Below are 15,732 nucleotides of genomic sequence, written 5' to 3'. Positions count from 1 at the left end.
TCTCCTGGAGCAGCCCACGCACCAGGAGGACCGATGTCGTACCAGGCCTACCTCGACGCGCTCGAGACGAAGACGGGGCGTACGCCCCAGCAGCTCCTTGACGAGGCCGCGGAACGCGGGTTCGGCCCGCAGACCAAGGCCGGTGAGGTGGTGGCCTGGCTGGCGGAGACGTACGGGGTCGGCCGCGGGCACGCCATGGCCTTCCACGGCGTGCTCAAGAACGGGCCCGTGGCGCCCGAGAAGCACGTGGGCACGACCGGCAGCCACCGCGACGAGTCCGCCGTCCTGCGCCTCGACGGGATCGCCGCGCGCTGAGCGACCGGTTGCGCGGCGCCGACCCCGTATTCTGCTGAGCCGGAGTACATTTCGCTCCGCATCGTCCTCGGGGGATCGACGAAGGAAGCCGCATGCCTGCCGAGCGCCACCCCCACCACGGACGGTCGTCGTGACCGCTGCCGCCCGCCGTGGCCGCGCACGCTCGGCGTGGGGCTCGTGGCGCCGGCCGGGCCTCGAGCTCGCCGCCTGGGTCGTGGCCACCGCCGCGCTGACCGCCTACCTGCTCACCACGTCGGCGACGGACGGCTGGCGCCTCGTCGTCGGGAACCTCGCGCTCGCGGTGGCGCTGCTCTACGGGTGCAGCCGGTGCCTGCTCCGGGCCTGGCGCAGCGACGAGACCCGCCGGTCGTGGGTGCTGGCCTCGGTGGCGCTGGGGCTGGCCACGGTCGGCCAGCTGCTGTTCGCGAGCTCCCTGCTGACCGGCGAGCTGCCCTCGCCCTCGTCGGTCACCGACCTGGTGGCCTACCTCGGCGCCGTGCTGCCCCTGCTGGTGGCCCTGCTGATCTTCCCGCGCCCGCCGCAACGCCTGATCTCGCGCTTCCGCAGCGTGCTCGACGCCCTCGTCATCACCGCGGCCGTCGTGCTGGTCAGCGAACGCACCGTCCTGCGGGCCCTGCGCGGCTCGGTCGACATGAGCAGCGCCACCGGCTGGGCGACCCTGGCCTACCCCGTCGCCGACATCGCCCTGTGCGCCGTCGTCCTGACCCTCGGCATGCGTCAGCCGCCCCGCTGGCACCTCACCTGGGCCTGCATGGGCGCGGGCCTGGTGACCTGGGCGGTCACCGACAGCATCTACGTCCGCCTCCTCGCCGAGGGCGCCACCGGCCTCACGGGCGGGCCGCTGGTCGTCGGCTGGATCGCGGCCCCGGTGCTCATCGGGATCGCGACGCTGGTCCCGACGGAACGGACGCTGCGCCGCCGCGACCTGGAGCTGGCCGGCCAGCTCGTGCCGTACGTCCCGGTGCTGGCCGCGGCCGTCGTCCTGGCCCTGCAGGTCGTCCGCGACGACCCGTTCCTGCTCTTCGTCGGGGTGCTGCTGCTCGTCGCCGTCGCCGTGCGCCAGGTGATGATCGTCTACGAGAACCTGACGCTCACCCGCGGGCTGGAGCAGAAGGTCGCCGAGCGCACGGCCGAGCTCGCCACCCTCGGCTCGATCGTGACGTCGTCGCGCGACGCGATCATCGGCTTCGGCCTCGACGGCGCTGTCACCGCCTGGAACCCGGCGGCCGAGTCGCTCTTCGGCCTCTGCGCGTCGGAGGCGATCGGGCGCGGCAGCGGCTTCCTGCCCGAGCCCAACCGGCGCAGCGTGGACGCGCGGTTGCAGGCGGCGCGGCGCGGCGAGCCGCTGGAGGCGTACGAGATCGTCTGGCAGCGGCCCGACGGCAGCGAGGTCCCCGTCGCCCTCACGGTCTCGCCGGTGCACGAGGGCGGCGTCGTCACCGGCATCTCCTTCTCCGCGCAGGACATCACCGAGCGGCGCCGCGCGGCCCAGGTCCTCGAACAGGCGCGCGAGGACGCGCTGCAGTCGGCCCGGGCCAAGTCGGAGTTCCTGGCGACCATGAGCCACGAGATCCGCACGCCCATGAACGGCGTGATCGGCCTCGTCTCGCTGCTGCTCGACACCGACCTGGACGCGCAGCAGCGCGACTACGTCCAGGGTGTGCACCACGCCGGGCAGGCCCTGCTGGACGTCATCAACGACATCCTCGACTTCTCCAAGCTCGAGGCCGGCAAGCTCGTGCTCGACGCCGACGACGTCGAGCTGCGCCGCCTGGCCGAGGAGGTCGGCGACCTCCTCGCGCCCGCCGCGTACGCCAAGGGGCTCGAGCTCATCGTCGACGTCGACCCCGCGACGGTCCCGGTGGTGCGGGGCGACCACGTGCGCCTGCGCCAGGTCCTGCTGAACCTCGCCTCCAACGCCGTGAAGTTCACCGCCGAGGGCGAGGTCCAGATCCGGGTCTCGTCGAGGCCGTCGACCCTCCAGGACCCCGCCGACGGGCAGGCCGGGGCGGACGGCGAGCGGGTGGTCGTGGTCGTCGAGGTCGTCGACACCGGGATCGGGGTCGCGCCGGAGGACCAGGACCGGCTGTTCGAGTCCTTCGCGCAGGCCGACGCGTCGACCACGCGGCGCTACGGCGGCACCGGTCTCGGCCTCGCGATCTGCCGGCGCCTGGTCGAGGCCATGGGCGGCACGATCGGCGTCACCAGCGAGATGGGCGCCGGCAGCACCTTCTTCTTCCACGTGCCGCTGCCGGTCGGGCGGCCGGTCGTCGGCGGGGACGCCCCCTACGCCGCGCCCGCCGTGCTTCCCGAGGGTCTGCGGGCGCTGGTGGTCGACGACAACGCGACGAACCGCACGATCGTCACCGCGCAGCTGTCGTCGTGGGGCGTGCAGGTCGACGTCGCCGAGGGGGCCGAGGAGGCGCTCGCCGCGCTCCGCGCCCGGGCGGGCACCGACCCGTACGACCTCGCCGTCCTCGACCTGCTGATGCCCGACGTCGACGGCCTGGAGCTGGGACGCCGCGTCGTCGCCGACCCGGCGCTGACCGGGCTGCCGATGATCATGCTCAGCTCCGCCCCGCGCCCGGCGCCCGAGGAGGTCGCCTCCGCCGGTGTCTCGACCTGGCTCAGCAAGCCCGTGCGGGCGGACGCGCTCCGCTCGGCGGTCGCCGCAGCCGTGACCGGCACCCGGCCGGACGACGTCGAGCCCGTGGTGGCGGCGCCCGTGCGCCTGCCGGCACCCGCCTCGCGCGGACGGGTGCTCGTCGTCGAGGACAACGAGCTCAACCAGGTGGTCGCGCGCGGGCTCGTCGAACGGCTCGGCTTCGGCGCCGACCTGGCGGCAAACGGCGTCGAGGCCCTCGACGCCCTGCGCCGCCAGACCTACGACCTGGTGCTCATGGACTGCCACATGCCGGTGATGGACGGCTTCGCGGCGACGGCCCGCATCCGCGAGGCGGAGCGCGGGGGCACGCGGATGCCGGTCGTCGCGCTGACCGCCAGCGCGACCGTGGCCGACCGCGAGCGCTGCCTCGCTGCGGGGATGGACGACTACCTGGCCAAGCCGATCGAGCCGGGGCGGCTCGCCGACGTGCTCGAACGGTGGGTGCCGGCCGCGCGGACCGCGGCGCCCCAGGCCGTCGAGCCGGACGTCCGCTCCGGACCCCACCTCGTCGACCAGCGCGGCACGGACGTCGACCGGATCGACGTGGAGCAGATCGAGGGCCTCGCCGAGCTGCGCACCGCGCAGGGCGAGAGCCTGCTGGCGACCTTCATCGCCTCCTTCGCGCGCCGGGCCGACGACCGGCTCGCCACGATCCGTACCTGCGTGGCGCGCGGCGACGACGACGCGCTCGTCATGGCCGCCCACGAGCTCAAGGGCTCGGCGGCGACGATCGGCGCGGTCCGGGTGGCCGCGCTGTGCGCCGACCTCGAGGAGGCCGGGCCGGCCGCGCTGGCCGACCGGCCGGACCTGGTCGACGTCCTGGCCCTGGAGCTCCGGCTCGCCCTGCACGCCCTCGACGAGATCGGGCGCCGGGCCGCCTGAGCCAGCGGGACGTCGCGAGACGCGGCCCGGGCGGCAGTCCTCAGACGGCTCGCGGCTCGACGTCGTGGACGACCCAGACGTTGGGCTCCACGTAGGTGCCGCGGCCGTCCTGCACGGCCAGCGGCGCGAGCCCGCCGGGCACGACGTAGCGCCCGGACCCCGGGAGCGGGTCGTCGACCCAGCCGCGCCAGTCCTCGGTCGTGCCGGTGATCGTCATCGACGCGGCGGCGACCCCGAGCACCCGCGCGCCGAAGCGCAGGTGGGTGCGCAGCCACGGGTCGAACGCCTCGCCGTCGTCCCCCAGCCAGGTGAGGTAGTCCGCCATGTCCACCAGCGGGTAGTGCTGCTTGAGCACCGGCCGGACGGGGGCGATCAGGGCCGGTACGCCGGACTCCGCGGTGAGCTCCCGCAGCGCGCGGACGAGGCGGACGGCCAGCCCTCGCCGCGACGCGTCGGAGGCCACCGTGATCGACAGGGCCGTCGCCGCGGTCGCCCGCCGGCCGGAGCGCTGGAGGTCAGCGGCCCGCGTGACGGCGTCGTCCCAGCCGGCCGGCAGGTCCTCGGGCGTGCCGTCCCAGTCCAGCGGCAGGGAGAAGGCCACGCCGCGCACCCGGTCCTCGGCGTCGACCGCCACGACCTGGTGCTCGGGGGCGCCCGCGACGAGGGCGTCCAGCTGCTCGTCGTGGCCCGGGTGCCCGGCGAGCATGAACATCGGCCAGCGCGAGGACAGCAGCGCCCCGATCTCGTCGACGAGGTCGGGCCGCTCGGCCAGGCTCACGAGCCGCAGGTCGTCCGCCGCCACCTGGCGCGGGTAGGGCGGGTCGGCTGGGAGCCGCCCGTGGCGGTAGTCGGCGACGCTGTAGCTCTGCACGTCGAGACCGGAGACGGTGCTGCGCGGGCCGAAGAGCCAGCCGGCCCAGCGGCCGATGCCGTGCTCGTCGTTGTAGGCGCAGGTGTCGAACCCGATGACGACCCGGCCCGCCTCGAGCCGCCGGCGGATCTCCGAGGCCATCAGGAGCAGCGCCTGGGAACGGCGGCGCTCGGGGTCCACGAAGATGTAGCCGAGGTAGCACAGCGCACCACGGGCGACCGCGTCCGGGAAGCGGCTCCAGTAGTAGGACGGGTTGATCCACGGCACGGCCGTGAGGTCGTACGTCAGCGTCGTCAGCCCGCAGGGGTGGCCGTCGTCGTCGCGCACCACGACCTTGGTGATGCGGGGGTCGGCCATCTCCTCGTCGAACTCGGCGCGGGTGAGGACGTGGCGCGCCGCGGCCCGGGTCAGCAGGGGAGCCATCGCGTTGAGGTACAGCGGGTGCAGGACCTCCAGGTCTTGGCCCTCGACAACGGTCTCCGCACGGACCTGCACGTCCGGAGCATAGGGCCCGTCGGCCGAGGACCGGACAAATACGGGTGGCAGCCACCCCCGACGTGATCTCTCCCACAGCGGGGCGCTCGGCGATATCGTGCCGTCGTGCCTGAGGGGGTCGGGGGTCAGCCGTCGGGGCAGGGGCCGAGCCGGGTCATCCGCACGCCGGACCACCGGCTGCGGGTGTTCGTCTCCTCGACGCTGCGCGAGCTCGTGCCGGAGCGCCGCGCCGTCCGGGCGGCGGTCGAGTCGCTGCACCTGTCGCCGGTCATGTTCGAGCTGGGCGCACGCCCGCACCCGCCCCGCGAGCTCTACCGCGCCTACCTCGACCAGAGCCACGTCTTCGTCGGCATCTACTGGGAGAGCTACGGCTGGGTCGCGCCCGAGGAGGAGGTCTCCGGGCTGGAGGACGAATACCGGCTCTGCGGCCCCAAGCCCAAGCTCATCTACGTCAAGACGCCGGCCAAGGGGCGCCAGGAGCGGCTGGAGACGCTCCTCGACCGGATCCGCGCGGACGACACGGCCTCCTACAAGTCCTTCGACACCCCCGACGAGCTGCGGCGGCTCGTCACCGACGACCTCGCGCTGATGCTCACCGAGCGCTTCGAGGCGTCCCTCGTCCCCGGGCCCGCTGCCGGCCCCGTGCCGGCGCCGGACCCGCCCCCCGAGCCCGTCCACGGGGGAGGTGGCGGCGAGGACGGGCGCAGCGAGGACCCCGACGGTCAGCACCGGCCGACGTGGCCCCGGGTCTACACGGCGCTGGTCGGCCGCGACCGCGAGCTGGCCGAGCTCTCCGCGCTGCTCGCGCGGCCTGACCGGCAGCTGGTGACCCTCCTCGGGCCGGGCGGCATCGGCAAGACGCGGCTGGCCCTGGCGGTCGGCGAGCAGGCCGCCCGGGAGGGACGGGCCACGTACGTGGGGCTGGCTACCCTCGCCGAGCCCGCGGGGGTGCTGCCCGCCGTCGGCGAGGCGCTCGGCCTGCCCGAGACCGCGGAGCCGGGCGAGGGTGCTGTGGTCCGCGCGCTGGTCGACGCGCTCCGGGACCGGACCGAGCTGGTGGTCCTGGACAACGTCGAACACGTCGTCGACGGCGTCGCCGGGCTGGGCGACGTCCTCGAGGCGTGCCCCGGGCTCAGCGTGCTGGCGACGAGCCGGACCCCGCTGCGCCTCGAGGCGGAGCAGGAGTACCCGGTCGCCGCCCTGGCGGCACCGCGGCGCGGGGCCGGCGTGGACGAGGTGGCCGGCTCCGACGCCGTCCGGCTGTTCGTCGACCGGGCGTGCACGGTACGGCCGCGGTTCGCGCTGACGCCCGACAACGCCGACGAGGTCGCCGAGCTCGTGCGCCGCCTCGACGGGCTGCCGCTCGCCCTCGAGCTGGCCGCCGCCCGGACCCGGCTGATGTCCCCGGCCGACCTGCTGCGCCGCCTCGACCGCCGCTTCGAGCTGCTGGCCGGCGGACCGCGCGACACCCCGAGCCGGCAGCAGACGCTGCGCTCCACCATCGCCTGGAGCGTCGACCAGCTCGGTCCCGACGAGCGTCGGGTACTGGACGCGCTCGCCGTCTTCGAGCGCGGCTGCTCGCTGGAGGCCGCCGAGGCGGTGTGCGGGGTGGTCGAACCCGACCGGCCGGACGCCGGGGCCGTCGACGTCGTCGAGGTCATGTCGGTTCTCGTCGAGGACAACCTGGTCGTGGCCTACGACCTGCTCGGCGAGAGCCGCTTCACCCTGCTCGACTCGATCCGCGCGTACGCCCGCGAGGTCCTCGAGGCCGGGGGACAGGACGACGCGGTGCACCAGCGGCACGCCGCGCACTACCGCGCGCTCGCCGAACGCGCCAAGGACCAGCTGACCGGTGCCGAGCAGCGCACCTGGCTGAACCGGCTCGAGGCCGAGCACGACAACCTGCGGGCGGCCCTGCGGTGGTTCGACGACCACGGGGACGGCGACGCGCTGGTCGCCACCGCCTCCGCGCTGCTCTACTTCTGGTGGATCCGCGGCCACGCCCGCGAGGGCCGCCAGTGGCTGTGCCGGGCGGCCGAGGTGGTCGATGACACCCACCCGCTGCGCAGCGTGGCGCTCGGCGGCGTCGGCACCCTCACCTGGCTGCAGGGCGACTACCCGGCGGCGCGGGAGGCGTACGAGGCGTCCCTGACGGCCGCCCGGACGACCGGCGACGAGGCCCAGATCGCCTCCGCCCTCGGCAACCTCGGGGTCATCGCGCTCGAGCTCGGGGAGCTCGGGCGGGCCGGGGAGCTGCTCGAGGAGTCGCTCGCGACCAACCGCCGGATCGGCAACCGCGTCCAGACCAGCCGGACGCTGATCAACCTGTCCCTGGTGCGCATCGCGGGCGACGACTTCGCCGGGGCCCGCACCCTGCTCGAGGAGTCCGTCGCGCTGAACCGCCGCCTCGGCGACACCTGGGGGCTCGCGACGGCGCTGATCAACCTCGGCGACGTGCACCGAGCCGAGGGCGAGCTCGACGAGGCGCAGGCCCGCTTCGCGGAGAGCATGCGGCTCGCCCAGGGCATCGACGACCGCGAGTGCGTCGCGTACGCGCTGGAGGGCGCGGGCACGGTGGCGGCGGCCCGGCAGGACCTCGCCGGGGCGGCCCGGCTGTGGGGCGGGGCCGACGTGCTGCGCGAGACCCTCGGGACGCCTCGCCCGCCGAGCACCGCGGCCGACGACATCGCGGCCGACATCGCCCGGGTGCGCGAGCAGCTGGGGCCGGAGGCGTTCGAGGCCGCGCGGGAGGAGGGGCGCGCGACCCCGCTGGCGCAGCTGGTCGCGGCGGTGATGGGTGCGCCCGGAGGTCCGGCACGGGATCCGGCGAGCAGCGCCCCAGTTAGGCCCGCGCACGTACGGTGACGCCCGTGAGGTGGCGCTGGTTCGTCGTGCTCGGCGCCGCCGTGCTCCTCGTCGCCCTGCCCGCAGCCGTCCAGCACCGCCCCGGCGGAGGGCCCCCGACGCGCCCCACGGCCGACGTCCTCGCCCGCATCCAGGCCTCGGCCGACGTCGGCTGGTCCGGTCGGGCGCAGAGCACCGGGACGCTCCAGCTGCCGAGCAGCGACTCCTTCGCGACCCTGGGCACGCTGCTCGGCGAGCAGGTCGAGCTGCGGGCCTGGTGGCGCGGCGAGGACAGCTGGCGGGTCGACCGGGTCCGCAGCACCGGCGAGACGGACACGTTCCGCGACGGGCGGGGCCAGGTGCGCTGGGTCTTCGAGTCCGAGCGGGCGACCTACTCGCCGGTCTCCACCATCCGCCTCCCCGACGCCGTCGACGTGCTGCCGCCGTCGCTGGGCCGCGACCTGTTCCAGGGGGCGCAGGTCGACGAGGTGGCGTTCCTCCAGGGGCGTCGGATCGCCGGGGTCGATGCGGTCGGCTTCGTCCTGCGGCCGTCGGACCCGGCAAGCACCGTCGGCCGCGTCGAGGCGTGGTTCGAGCCGACGACCTGGCTGCCGCTGCGGGTCGACCTGTACGGCCGGGGCGGCACGACGCCGGTGCTCAGCACGACCCTGACCGAGCTCGACCTGCGCCCGCCGGCGGTGTCCGCGGTGCGCTTCGACCCGCCGGCCAGCGTCGCCCTCGCCTACGAGGAGTCGACCGACGTGGCCGCGGCTGCCAACGGACTGGAGCTGGCCGACCTGCCGTCCTCCGTCGCCGGGCTGCCCACGCGCGACGGCCGTGACCCCGGCGCGGTCGGCGTCTACGGGAGAGGTCCCACGACCATGATCGTCTTCCCGCTCCGTGGCTCGGTCGCCCGGCCGCTGCGCGAGCAGCTCGAGCGCAACGCCGGCACCACGCAGACGTCGGCCGGCACCCTCGCCCCCGTCGGTCCGATCAGCGTCCTGCTGACGCGCCTGCCCGGCCGGGGCGGCGGCTTCCTCCTCGCCGGCACCGTGACCCCGGAGACGCTCACCGCCGCGGCGGCCCAGCTGCAGGAGCGCGCATGAGCGGCACGGCCGTGATCCGCACCCGCGGCCTCACCAAGCGCTACGGCGAGCTGCGCGCGGTCGACGGCATCGACCTGGAGGTCGCGGAGGGGGCGGTCTACGGCTTCCTCGGCGCCAACGGCTCGGGCAAGACGACGACCGTGCGGATGCTCCTCGGCCTGGTCCTGCCGACCGAGGGGTCGGCCGAGGTGCTCGGTGCGCCGATGCCCGCGTCCCGCACGACGGTGCTGCCGCAGGTCGGCGCCCTGGTCGAGGGGCCTGGCGCGTACGACCACCTCTCCGGGCGCCTGAACCTCGCCCTCCTCGACGCCGCCGGGCCGGACCCGCTGCCGCGCCGCGACCGCCGCCGCCGGTGCGCCGAGGTGCTGGAGCAGGTCGGGCTCGACCCGGCCGACCGACGGCCCGTCCGGGCGTACTCCCTCGGCATGCGGCAGCGCCTCGGCCTCGCCGCCGCCCTGCTGCGCCGCCCCCGGCTGCTGGTGCTGGACGAGCCCACGAACGGGCTGGACCCGCAGGGCATCCGCGAGATCCGCACGCTGCTGCTCGCCCTGAACGCGGAGGGCACGACGATCTTCCTCTCCAGCCACCTCCTCGCCGAGATCGAGCAGATGTGCACCGACGTCGGCGTGCTCGATCGGGGCCGCCTCGTGCTGCAGGACCGGCTCGACCAGCTGCTGCGCCCCAGCGGCCTGGTCGAGGTCCACAGCCCCGACGCCCACGCCGCCGCGCGGCTGCTGGGGGACGCGGTGGTCGAGGTGGCCGGCGAGCGGATGCTCGTCCGGGCCGACGACGCCGCCTCGCTCAACCACCACCTGGTCGGCTCCGGCGTCCGCGTGGCCCGGCTCGGTCCGTACGAGCGCGACCTCGAGCAGGTCGTGCTGGAGGCGAGCAGCGTGCCCCCGGCTCCGGTCGAGACCCGGGCGGAGGTGCTGACCTCGTGATCGGCGTGGAGCTGGTCAAGCTGGTGCTGCGGCCGCGGACCTGGGTGGTCCTGGGCATGCTCGTGGCGCTCCCGACCCTGGTCGCGGTGCTGCTGGCGGTCACCGACGTCGCGCCCGGGCCGGGGGAGGGCCCGCCCTTCCTGTCCGCGGTGCTGACCGACGGGACGCTCTTCCCGCTCGCGGCCCTCGGGGTCGTGCTGCCGCTGTTCCTGCCGATCGCCGTCGCCGTGCTCGGCGGCGACGCCGTGGCCGGCGAGGTCCAGTCGGGGACGCTGCGCTACCTCCTCGTCCGGCCCGTCGGCCGGCTCCGGCTGCTGGTGGCCAAGCTCGTCACCGTCGTGGTGTTCGTCGTCCTCGCCGTGCTCGTGGTGGCCGCGGTCGCCGCGGTCGAGGGGCGCCTGCTGCTCGGCACCGCGCCGGCGACCGGGACCGTCAGCCTCAGCGGCTCGACGCTCACGCCGCAGCAGCTGGCCTGGCGCACCGCCCTGGCGCTGGCGTACATGGTCGTCTGCATGCTCGGCGTCGCCGCGGTCGCGCTGTTCCTGTCGACCCTCACCAGCTCCTCGGTCGGGGCCGCGCTCGGCACCGTCGGCCTGCTCATCGCCTCGACGGTGCTGCTCGGCCTCGACGCCGCCTCGGCCCTGCACCCCTACCTGCCGACGCGCTACTGGCTGGCGTTCGTGGACCTGTTCCGCGACCCGATCCTGTGGGACGACGTCGTCCGGGGCCTGCTGGTCCAGCTCGGCTACCTCGTCGTCTTCGGCCTCGCCGCCTGGGCGAACTTCTCCACCTCCGACGTCGACGGCTGACGCCCGCTCAGAAGGTCCGGCCCTCGTGCATTTCACGTTGTCGTGAAACGGCCCCGCTCTGCCAGGTCTGCAGGGGTGGCAGAGGACGTGGAACCTGCGCCAAGCGGCCACGATCAGCCGTGCCCGACGGCCGTCGGCGTCGATCGCCGCGGGAGCTCGCGGAGACTGCGGAACCGGCTCAGCAGCATGCCGAGGCACGCCACGAGGTGGACGCCGGCCAGCAGGCCGATGGCCGTACGGGTGCCGAGTGCGGTGGCGAGCCCGCCGGCGAGCACGCCGCCGACCGGCATCGTGCCGTAGTTGACCAGCTGCATCGTCGTGACCACGCGGCCCAGCACCTCGGGCCGCACGTAGCGCTGGCGCCAGGCGGCGCGGACGACGTTGCCCGCGACCACGAGGGCGCCGGCGAGGAAGGTCGCGACGACGACCAGGACGACGCCCCGGCCGGGCGAGGCCAGCGGCAGCAGCAGCGCGGGCGGCCCGCTGAGCACGAGGAGCCAGGTCGACGCCCGGCCGGAGCCCCAGCGCCGGGCGACGGGCGCCCCGAGCACCGCCCCGAGGACACCGCCGGTGGCGCCGAGGGTCAGCACCACGCCGACGGCCGACCCCGGCACCTGCAGCTCGCGGACCAGGTAGAGCACGAGCAGCGCCTGGTAGCCGGTGAGGCCGAGGTTCGACAGGCCACCCAGCCCGCTGAGCCAGCGCAGGTACGGGTCGCGCAGCACGATCCGGAGGCCCGTGCGGACCTGGCTGCGGAGCGGTTCGGTCGTCCTGGCGGGGCGGGAGGGGGTCACGGGGCGCACCCGCCACAGGCAGAGGGCCGAGACGAGGTAGCTCAGCGCGTCGACGACCAGGCCTGAGGCGGCCGAGACGACCTGGGCGAGCAGCCCGGCCAGCCCCGGACCGACGATGCCGGCGCACGACTCGGTCCCGGCCAGGCGGCCGTTGGCCCGCTCGAGGTCGTGGTCGGGCACGACCCGGGGGAGCAGCGCGACGTACGCGGTGCGGAAGAAGACCGCGCAGGTGCCGTTCAGGAGGGCGACGACGAGCAGGTGCGGCAGCGTGAGCGCGGAGAACCACCAGGCCACGGGCACGCTGCCGACGACGAGCGCGGCGACCAGGTCGGCCACGATCATCACCGCGCGCGGCGGCAGCCGGTCGACCCAGGCACCGGCGGGCAGGCCGACCACCAGCCACGGCAGCCAGGCGGCCGCCGACAGCAGGCCCATCCAGACCGGGCCCGCGTGGAAGGCCACGACGGCCAGGAGCGGCAGCAGCACGCCGGCCGTCGCCCCGCCGAGCAGGCTGACGCCCTCCCCGAACCACAGCAGCCCGAACCCGCGCCCGGCCCACGGCTGCCGGTCGGGTGCCGGCGCGCTCACGGCTGCGTGGGGAAGCCGCGGGCGAAGACCAGCACCGGCTGCCGGGCCGGGTCCTCGTCGGACCCGCGCGCCGCCCAGCGGTCCACGACCGCGATCAGCTCGGCGCTGACCTGCCGGAGCTCGTCGGGGGTCAGCCGCAGCCAGCGCTGGAGAGCGAACGCCGCGTCCGCCCACGGGTCGTCGGGCCGCCCCTCGTCGAGCCAGGCCCGCGCGCGCTCGTGCTGGCGGGTGAGGGCTAGCCGTTCCGCCGCCAGCGCGGCGTCGACGGCCGCCGGGTCGTCGACCAGCTCGGCGCTCGACCAGCGCGTGGAGGGTGCGGCGAGCCGCCACCAGCGCTCCCGCCGGTCCCGGGCCAGCTCGGGCGCCTCCTCGACGAGGCGCGCCGCGGCCAGGACCTTGAGGTGGTGGCTGACGTTGCCGACCGCCTGGTCGGTCCGCGTGGCCAGCACCGACGCCGTCGACGGACCGTCGACCGCGAGGACGTCGAGCAGGCGCGTCCGGAGGGGGTGCGCCATCGCGCTCAAGGCCTTGGCCTCGGTCAGAGTCTGCACGTCTCGCGGGGTCACGTCGTCGACGCTAGATCAGCAAGAGCAGTTGCACAAGAAGTCTTGTGCAGTTGTCGTGGTCGGCCGGCCGAGGCGGTCTGCGGCATCCGCGATCCAGGGCGGCCCACCCGGCGCCGCGCACGTTCAGCCGTACGCGGGTGCCGTCGTCCCGGGTCGGGGATCGAGCATCAGCCGCAGCCGGTCGCAGGAGCCGCCGGGGGGCCGGCGCCCAGCGTCGAGCGAACCGTCGCGGCGACGACGGGGTCGGCCGGCAGCGCGTAGTGCGAGGTGGTGGCCGTGGGGCAGACGTCCTGGACGAGGACGTTCAGCGCGCCGGCCAGCGCGGCGGAGCCGGTCGGTGTGACGACCTGGTCGGCGCCGGAACGTACGGTCGCCCACTCCGGTCCCGCCGGGGTCTCGTCACCGGCGTTCAGGCGGCGCAGCAGCGCGCTGTCGGGCAGGAGCTGCTCGCACGCGGTCGGGCACCCGCCGGCGACCTGGGCGCCGAGGGCGGCGACGCTCGTGCCGTGCTGCGGCGACCCGAGCGTGAGGACGCGGCGGGCCTGCTCGCCGCCGCCGTGGTCGCGCACCCAGAGCCGGACGACCACGCCGCCGGCGGAGTAGCCGACCACGTCGACCGAGGGCGCCCCGCTCGTGCGCAGGACGTCGTCGGCCACGTCGGCGAGGTGAGCAGCCTGGGCGTCGAGGTCGCCGGTGCCGTCCCCGAGCAGGCTCACCACGGTGACGTCACGACCCTCGGCGCGCAGCACCGCCGCGAGCGGGTCGAGCGAGGCCGTACGGCCGCCGTACCCGGGCACCAGCAGCACCGGTCCGGGCTGGTCCTGCGGGACCGGCCCGCCCCGCGTCAGGCCGCGGACGACGGTCGTCGCGACCAGGGCGAGCACGAGCGCGCCGACCCCGACCAGGAGCCCGACGACCAGCCGCCGGCGCTGGGGCGAGAGGGCGTCGAACGGGCGGGCCACCGCCCCAGTGTCCCCGGACGCCACGAGCGGTAGGTTGCGGCGCGAATCTGGCTCGACTTCGCGCGGCAACCTACCGCTCGGCGGTTCTCAGGGGGCGGCCTACCGATGGCCGCTCGGTGGGGTCAGCCCGCTCAGCCGAGCGTGACGTGCTCGTTCGGGACGCAGTGCGTCATGACGAGCCCGGTGACGTCGCGCGAACCGTTCTTGCCCAGGTTGGCCGCCCGCTCGAGCTCGGCCTCGGTGAGCGTCTGGGTCTGCAGCGGCTCGAGCCCGCGGACGTCGTCCGCGCTGATGCCCAGGCCCTCGCCGACGCGCCGGCCCAGCTCGTCCTCGGCCATGAACAGGTGCCAGACCATGCGCTCCTGGATCGGCCGGTCGCACTGCGACAGGGCGTCGACGAAGTTGGCGACCAGGTCGTCCTGCTCCCACGCCTCGCTGAGCAGGTAGCGCTGGCCGGCCTGGGTGTAGTCGTCGGTCCGCGGGATCCGCTTGCGCGTCAGCCGGCCGGTGATCTCCGGGCCCTGCTCGTCGTGGGTCGGGGCCTGCGCCTCGCGCAGCCCGCCCAGGATCGAGGGCTCGTAGTTGACGTGCGGGTTCTGGCCCTCGCCGAGGTCGACCGCGTACGCCATCTGCCCGTCGCGCTGGTTGGTGGCGAAGCGCGTCTTCGGCGCGTTCACCGGCAGCTGCAGGTAGTTCGGGCCGACGCGGTAGCGCTGGGTGTCGGAATAGCTGAACGTGCGCCCGACGAGCATCTTGTCGTCGGAGAAGTCGAGCCCGTCGACGAGCACACCCGTGCCGAAGGCGATCTGCTCGCTCTCGGTGAAGAAGTTCTGCGGGGTGCGGTTCAGCGTCATCGTGCCGACCTTGCGCAGCGGGAAGTCGTTCTCCGGCCACACCTTGGTGTCGTCCAGCGGGTCGAAGTCGAGCTCGGGGTGCTCGTCGTCGCTCATCAGCTGCACGTGCAGCTCCCACGACGGGTGGTCGCCGGCCTCGATCGCCGCGTACAGCTCCTTCGTGTGCACGCCGAGCTCGCGGCCCTGCGCGACGGCGGCGTCGGCCGCGGTCCAGGACTTCACGCCCTGCTTCGGCAGCCAGTGGTACTTGACCAGCTGCGTCTCGCCGGCGGCGTTGACCCACTTGTACGTGTTCACGCCGAAGCCCTGCTGGGTCCGGTAGCTCGCGGGCAGGCCGCGCGGGCTGAACACCAGGCAGAACATGTGGATCGACTCGGGCGTCTGGCTGGCGAAGTCGAACACCCGGTTGGCGACCTGGCGGTCGAAGCTCACGGGGTCGGGCTTCTGGGAGTGGATGAAGTCGGGGAACTTGATCGCGTCGCGCAGGAAGAAGACGCCGAGGTTGTTGCCGACGAGGTCCCAGTTGCCGTCCTCGGTGTAGAACTTCACCGCGAACCCGCGCGGGTCGCGCGCGGCCTCGGAGGAGTCCCGGCCGCCGGCGACGGTGGAGAAGCGGACGGCGACCTCGGTCTCCTGGCCCGGCGTCTGGAAGAGCCTGGCCCGGGTGTAGGTCGAGACCGGCTCGTCGCCCACCGTGCCGTCGGCCACGAACGTGCCGAAGGCCGTCGCGCCGCGCGCGTGCACGACCCGCTCGGGGATGCGCTCGCGGTCGAAGTGGCTGATCTTCTCGAGGAACTGGTAGTTCTCCAGCGTCGCCGGCCCGCGGGCTCCGACCGTGCGCTGGTTCTGGTTGTCGTAGACCGGGTGGCCCTGCCGGTTCGTCAGGACCGGGCGGTCCTGCTCGCTGCGGGCCGGGCCCTGGCTGGCGACGTCAGTCACTGCTGATCTCCTTGCTGGTGGGGTGCAGGAGCGCCGTCGAGGCGGCTCTCCTCCCCAGGGCCTACCCCGTTCGCGCGGCG

Annotated in this window: 11 protein-coding genes; 6 read left to right on the top strand and 5 right to left on the bottom strand. The window is 74.9% G+C overall.

Features of this window, described 5'->3' with window-relative positions:
* Window positions 1-33: 33 nt before the first annotated feature.
* Window positions 34-315 (top strand): DUF4287 domain-containing protein, encoded by a 282-nt coding sequence (locus BMY04_RS18895; protein WP_091184994.1) that lies wholly within the window; start codon window positions 34-36, stop codon window positions 313-315.
* Window positions 316-445: 130 nt separating this feature from the next.
* Window positions 446-3,883, top strand: a complete 3,438-nt coding sequence (locus BMY04_RS18890) for a PAS domain-containing hybrid sensor histidine kinase/response regulator (RefSeq protein ID WP_091184991.1) — start codon at window positions 446-448, stop codon at window positions 3,881-3,883.
* A gap of 40 nt (window positions 3,884-3,923) precedes the next feature.
* Here BMY04_RS18890 and BMY04_RS18885 read toward each other — a convergent pair whose 3' ends face one another.
* Entirely contained in the window at window positions 3,924-5,249 is a 1,326-nt protein-coding gene (locus BMY04_RS18885) for a hypothetical protein (protein WP_091184988.1), read from the bottom strand.
* 105 nt (window positions 5,250-5,354) lie between these two features.
* Here BMY04_RS18885 and BMY04_RS18880 point away from each other — a divergent pair, with 105 nt between their 5' ends.
* From BMY04_RS18880 to BMY04_RS18865, 4 genes are read left to right on the top strand one after another with little or no spacing between them, the layout of a single operon-like run.
* Window positions 5,355-8,114, top strand: coding sequence for a tetratricopeptide repeat protein (locus BMY04_RS18880; RefSeq protein WP_091184985.1), 2,760 nt, complete (start codon window positions 5,355-5,357; stop codon window positions 8,112-8,114).
* A gap of 5 nt (window positions 8,115-8,119) precedes the next feature.
* Window positions 8,120-9,199 (top strand): LolA-like protein, encoded by a 1,080-nt coding sequence (locus tag BMY04_RS18875; RefSeq protein ID WP_139209990.1) that lies wholly within the window; start codon window positions 8,120-8,122, stop codon window positions 9,197-9,199.
* Entirely contained in the window at window positions 9,196-10,140 is a 945-nt protein-coding gene (locus BMY04_RS18870) for an ABC transporter ATP-binding protein (RefSeq protein ID WP_091184980.1), read from the top strand. The genes BMY04_RS18875 and BMY04_RS18870 overlap by 4 nt, the downstream gene beginning before the upstream one ends.
* Window positions 10,137-10,949: an ABC transporter permease gene (locus BMY04_RS18865; protein WP_091184977.1), complete on the top strand. Its 813-nt coding sequence runs from the start codon at window positions 10,137-10,139 to the stop codon at window positions 10,947-10,949. The genes BMY04_RS18870 and BMY04_RS18865 overlap by 4 nt, the downstream gene beginning before the upstream one ends.
* A gap of 113 nt (window positions 10,950-11,062) precedes the next feature.
* Here BMY04_RS18865 and BMY04_RS18860 read toward each other — a convergent pair whose 3' ends face one another.
* From BMY04_RS18860 to BMY04_RS18845, 4 genes are all read right to left on the bottom strand, one after another.
* On the bottom strand, window positions 11,063-12,331 hold the full coding sequence (locus tag BMY04_RS18860; RefSeq protein WP_170854220.1) for an MFS transporter: 1,269 nt from the start codon (window positions 12,329-12,331) through the stop codon (window positions 11,063-11,065).
* Entirely contained in the window at window positions 12,328-12,897 is a 570-nt protein-coding gene (locus tag BMY04_RS18855; protein WP_232506500.1) for an ArsR/SmtB family transcription factor, read from the bottom strand. Before BMY04_RS18855 ends, BMY04_RS18860 begins: the two co-directional genes overlap by 4 nt.
* Before the next feature lie 167 nt (window positions 12,898-13,064).
* Window positions 13,065-13,859 (bottom strand): lipase family alpha/beta hydrolase, encoded by a 795-nt coding sequence (locus BMY04_RS18850; protein ID WP_091184969.1) that lies wholly within the window; start codon window positions 13,857-13,859, stop codon window positions 13,065-13,067.
* 131 nt (window positions 13,860-13,990) lie between these two features.
* Complete coding sequence (locus BMY04_RS18845; protein ID WP_091184965.1) at window positions 13,991-15,652, bottom strand: catalase; 1,662 nt, start codon at window positions 15,650-15,652, stop codon at window positions 13,991-13,993.
* Between the last annotated feature and the right edge of the window lie 80 nt (window positions 15,653-15,732).

It is taken from the genome of Microlunatus flavus, assembly GCF_900110855.1.
GTDB lineage: Bacteria > Actinomycetota > Actinomycetes > Propionibacteriales > Propionibacteriaceae > Microlunatus > Microlunatus flavus.
The sequence above is the reverse complement of the archived record's forward strand: the minus strand, read 5'-3'. Positions and strand labels throughout refer to the sequence as shown.

Coding starts and splice junctions, on each gene's coding strand:
- BMY04_RS18895 (WP_091184994.1), top strand. CDS start 34: ATGTCGTACCAGGCCTACCTCGACGCGCTCGAGACGAAGACGGGGCGT.
- BMY04_RS18870 (WP_091184980.1), top strand. CDS start 9,196: ATGAGCGGCACGGCCGTGATCCGCACCCGCGGCCTCACCAAGCGCTAC.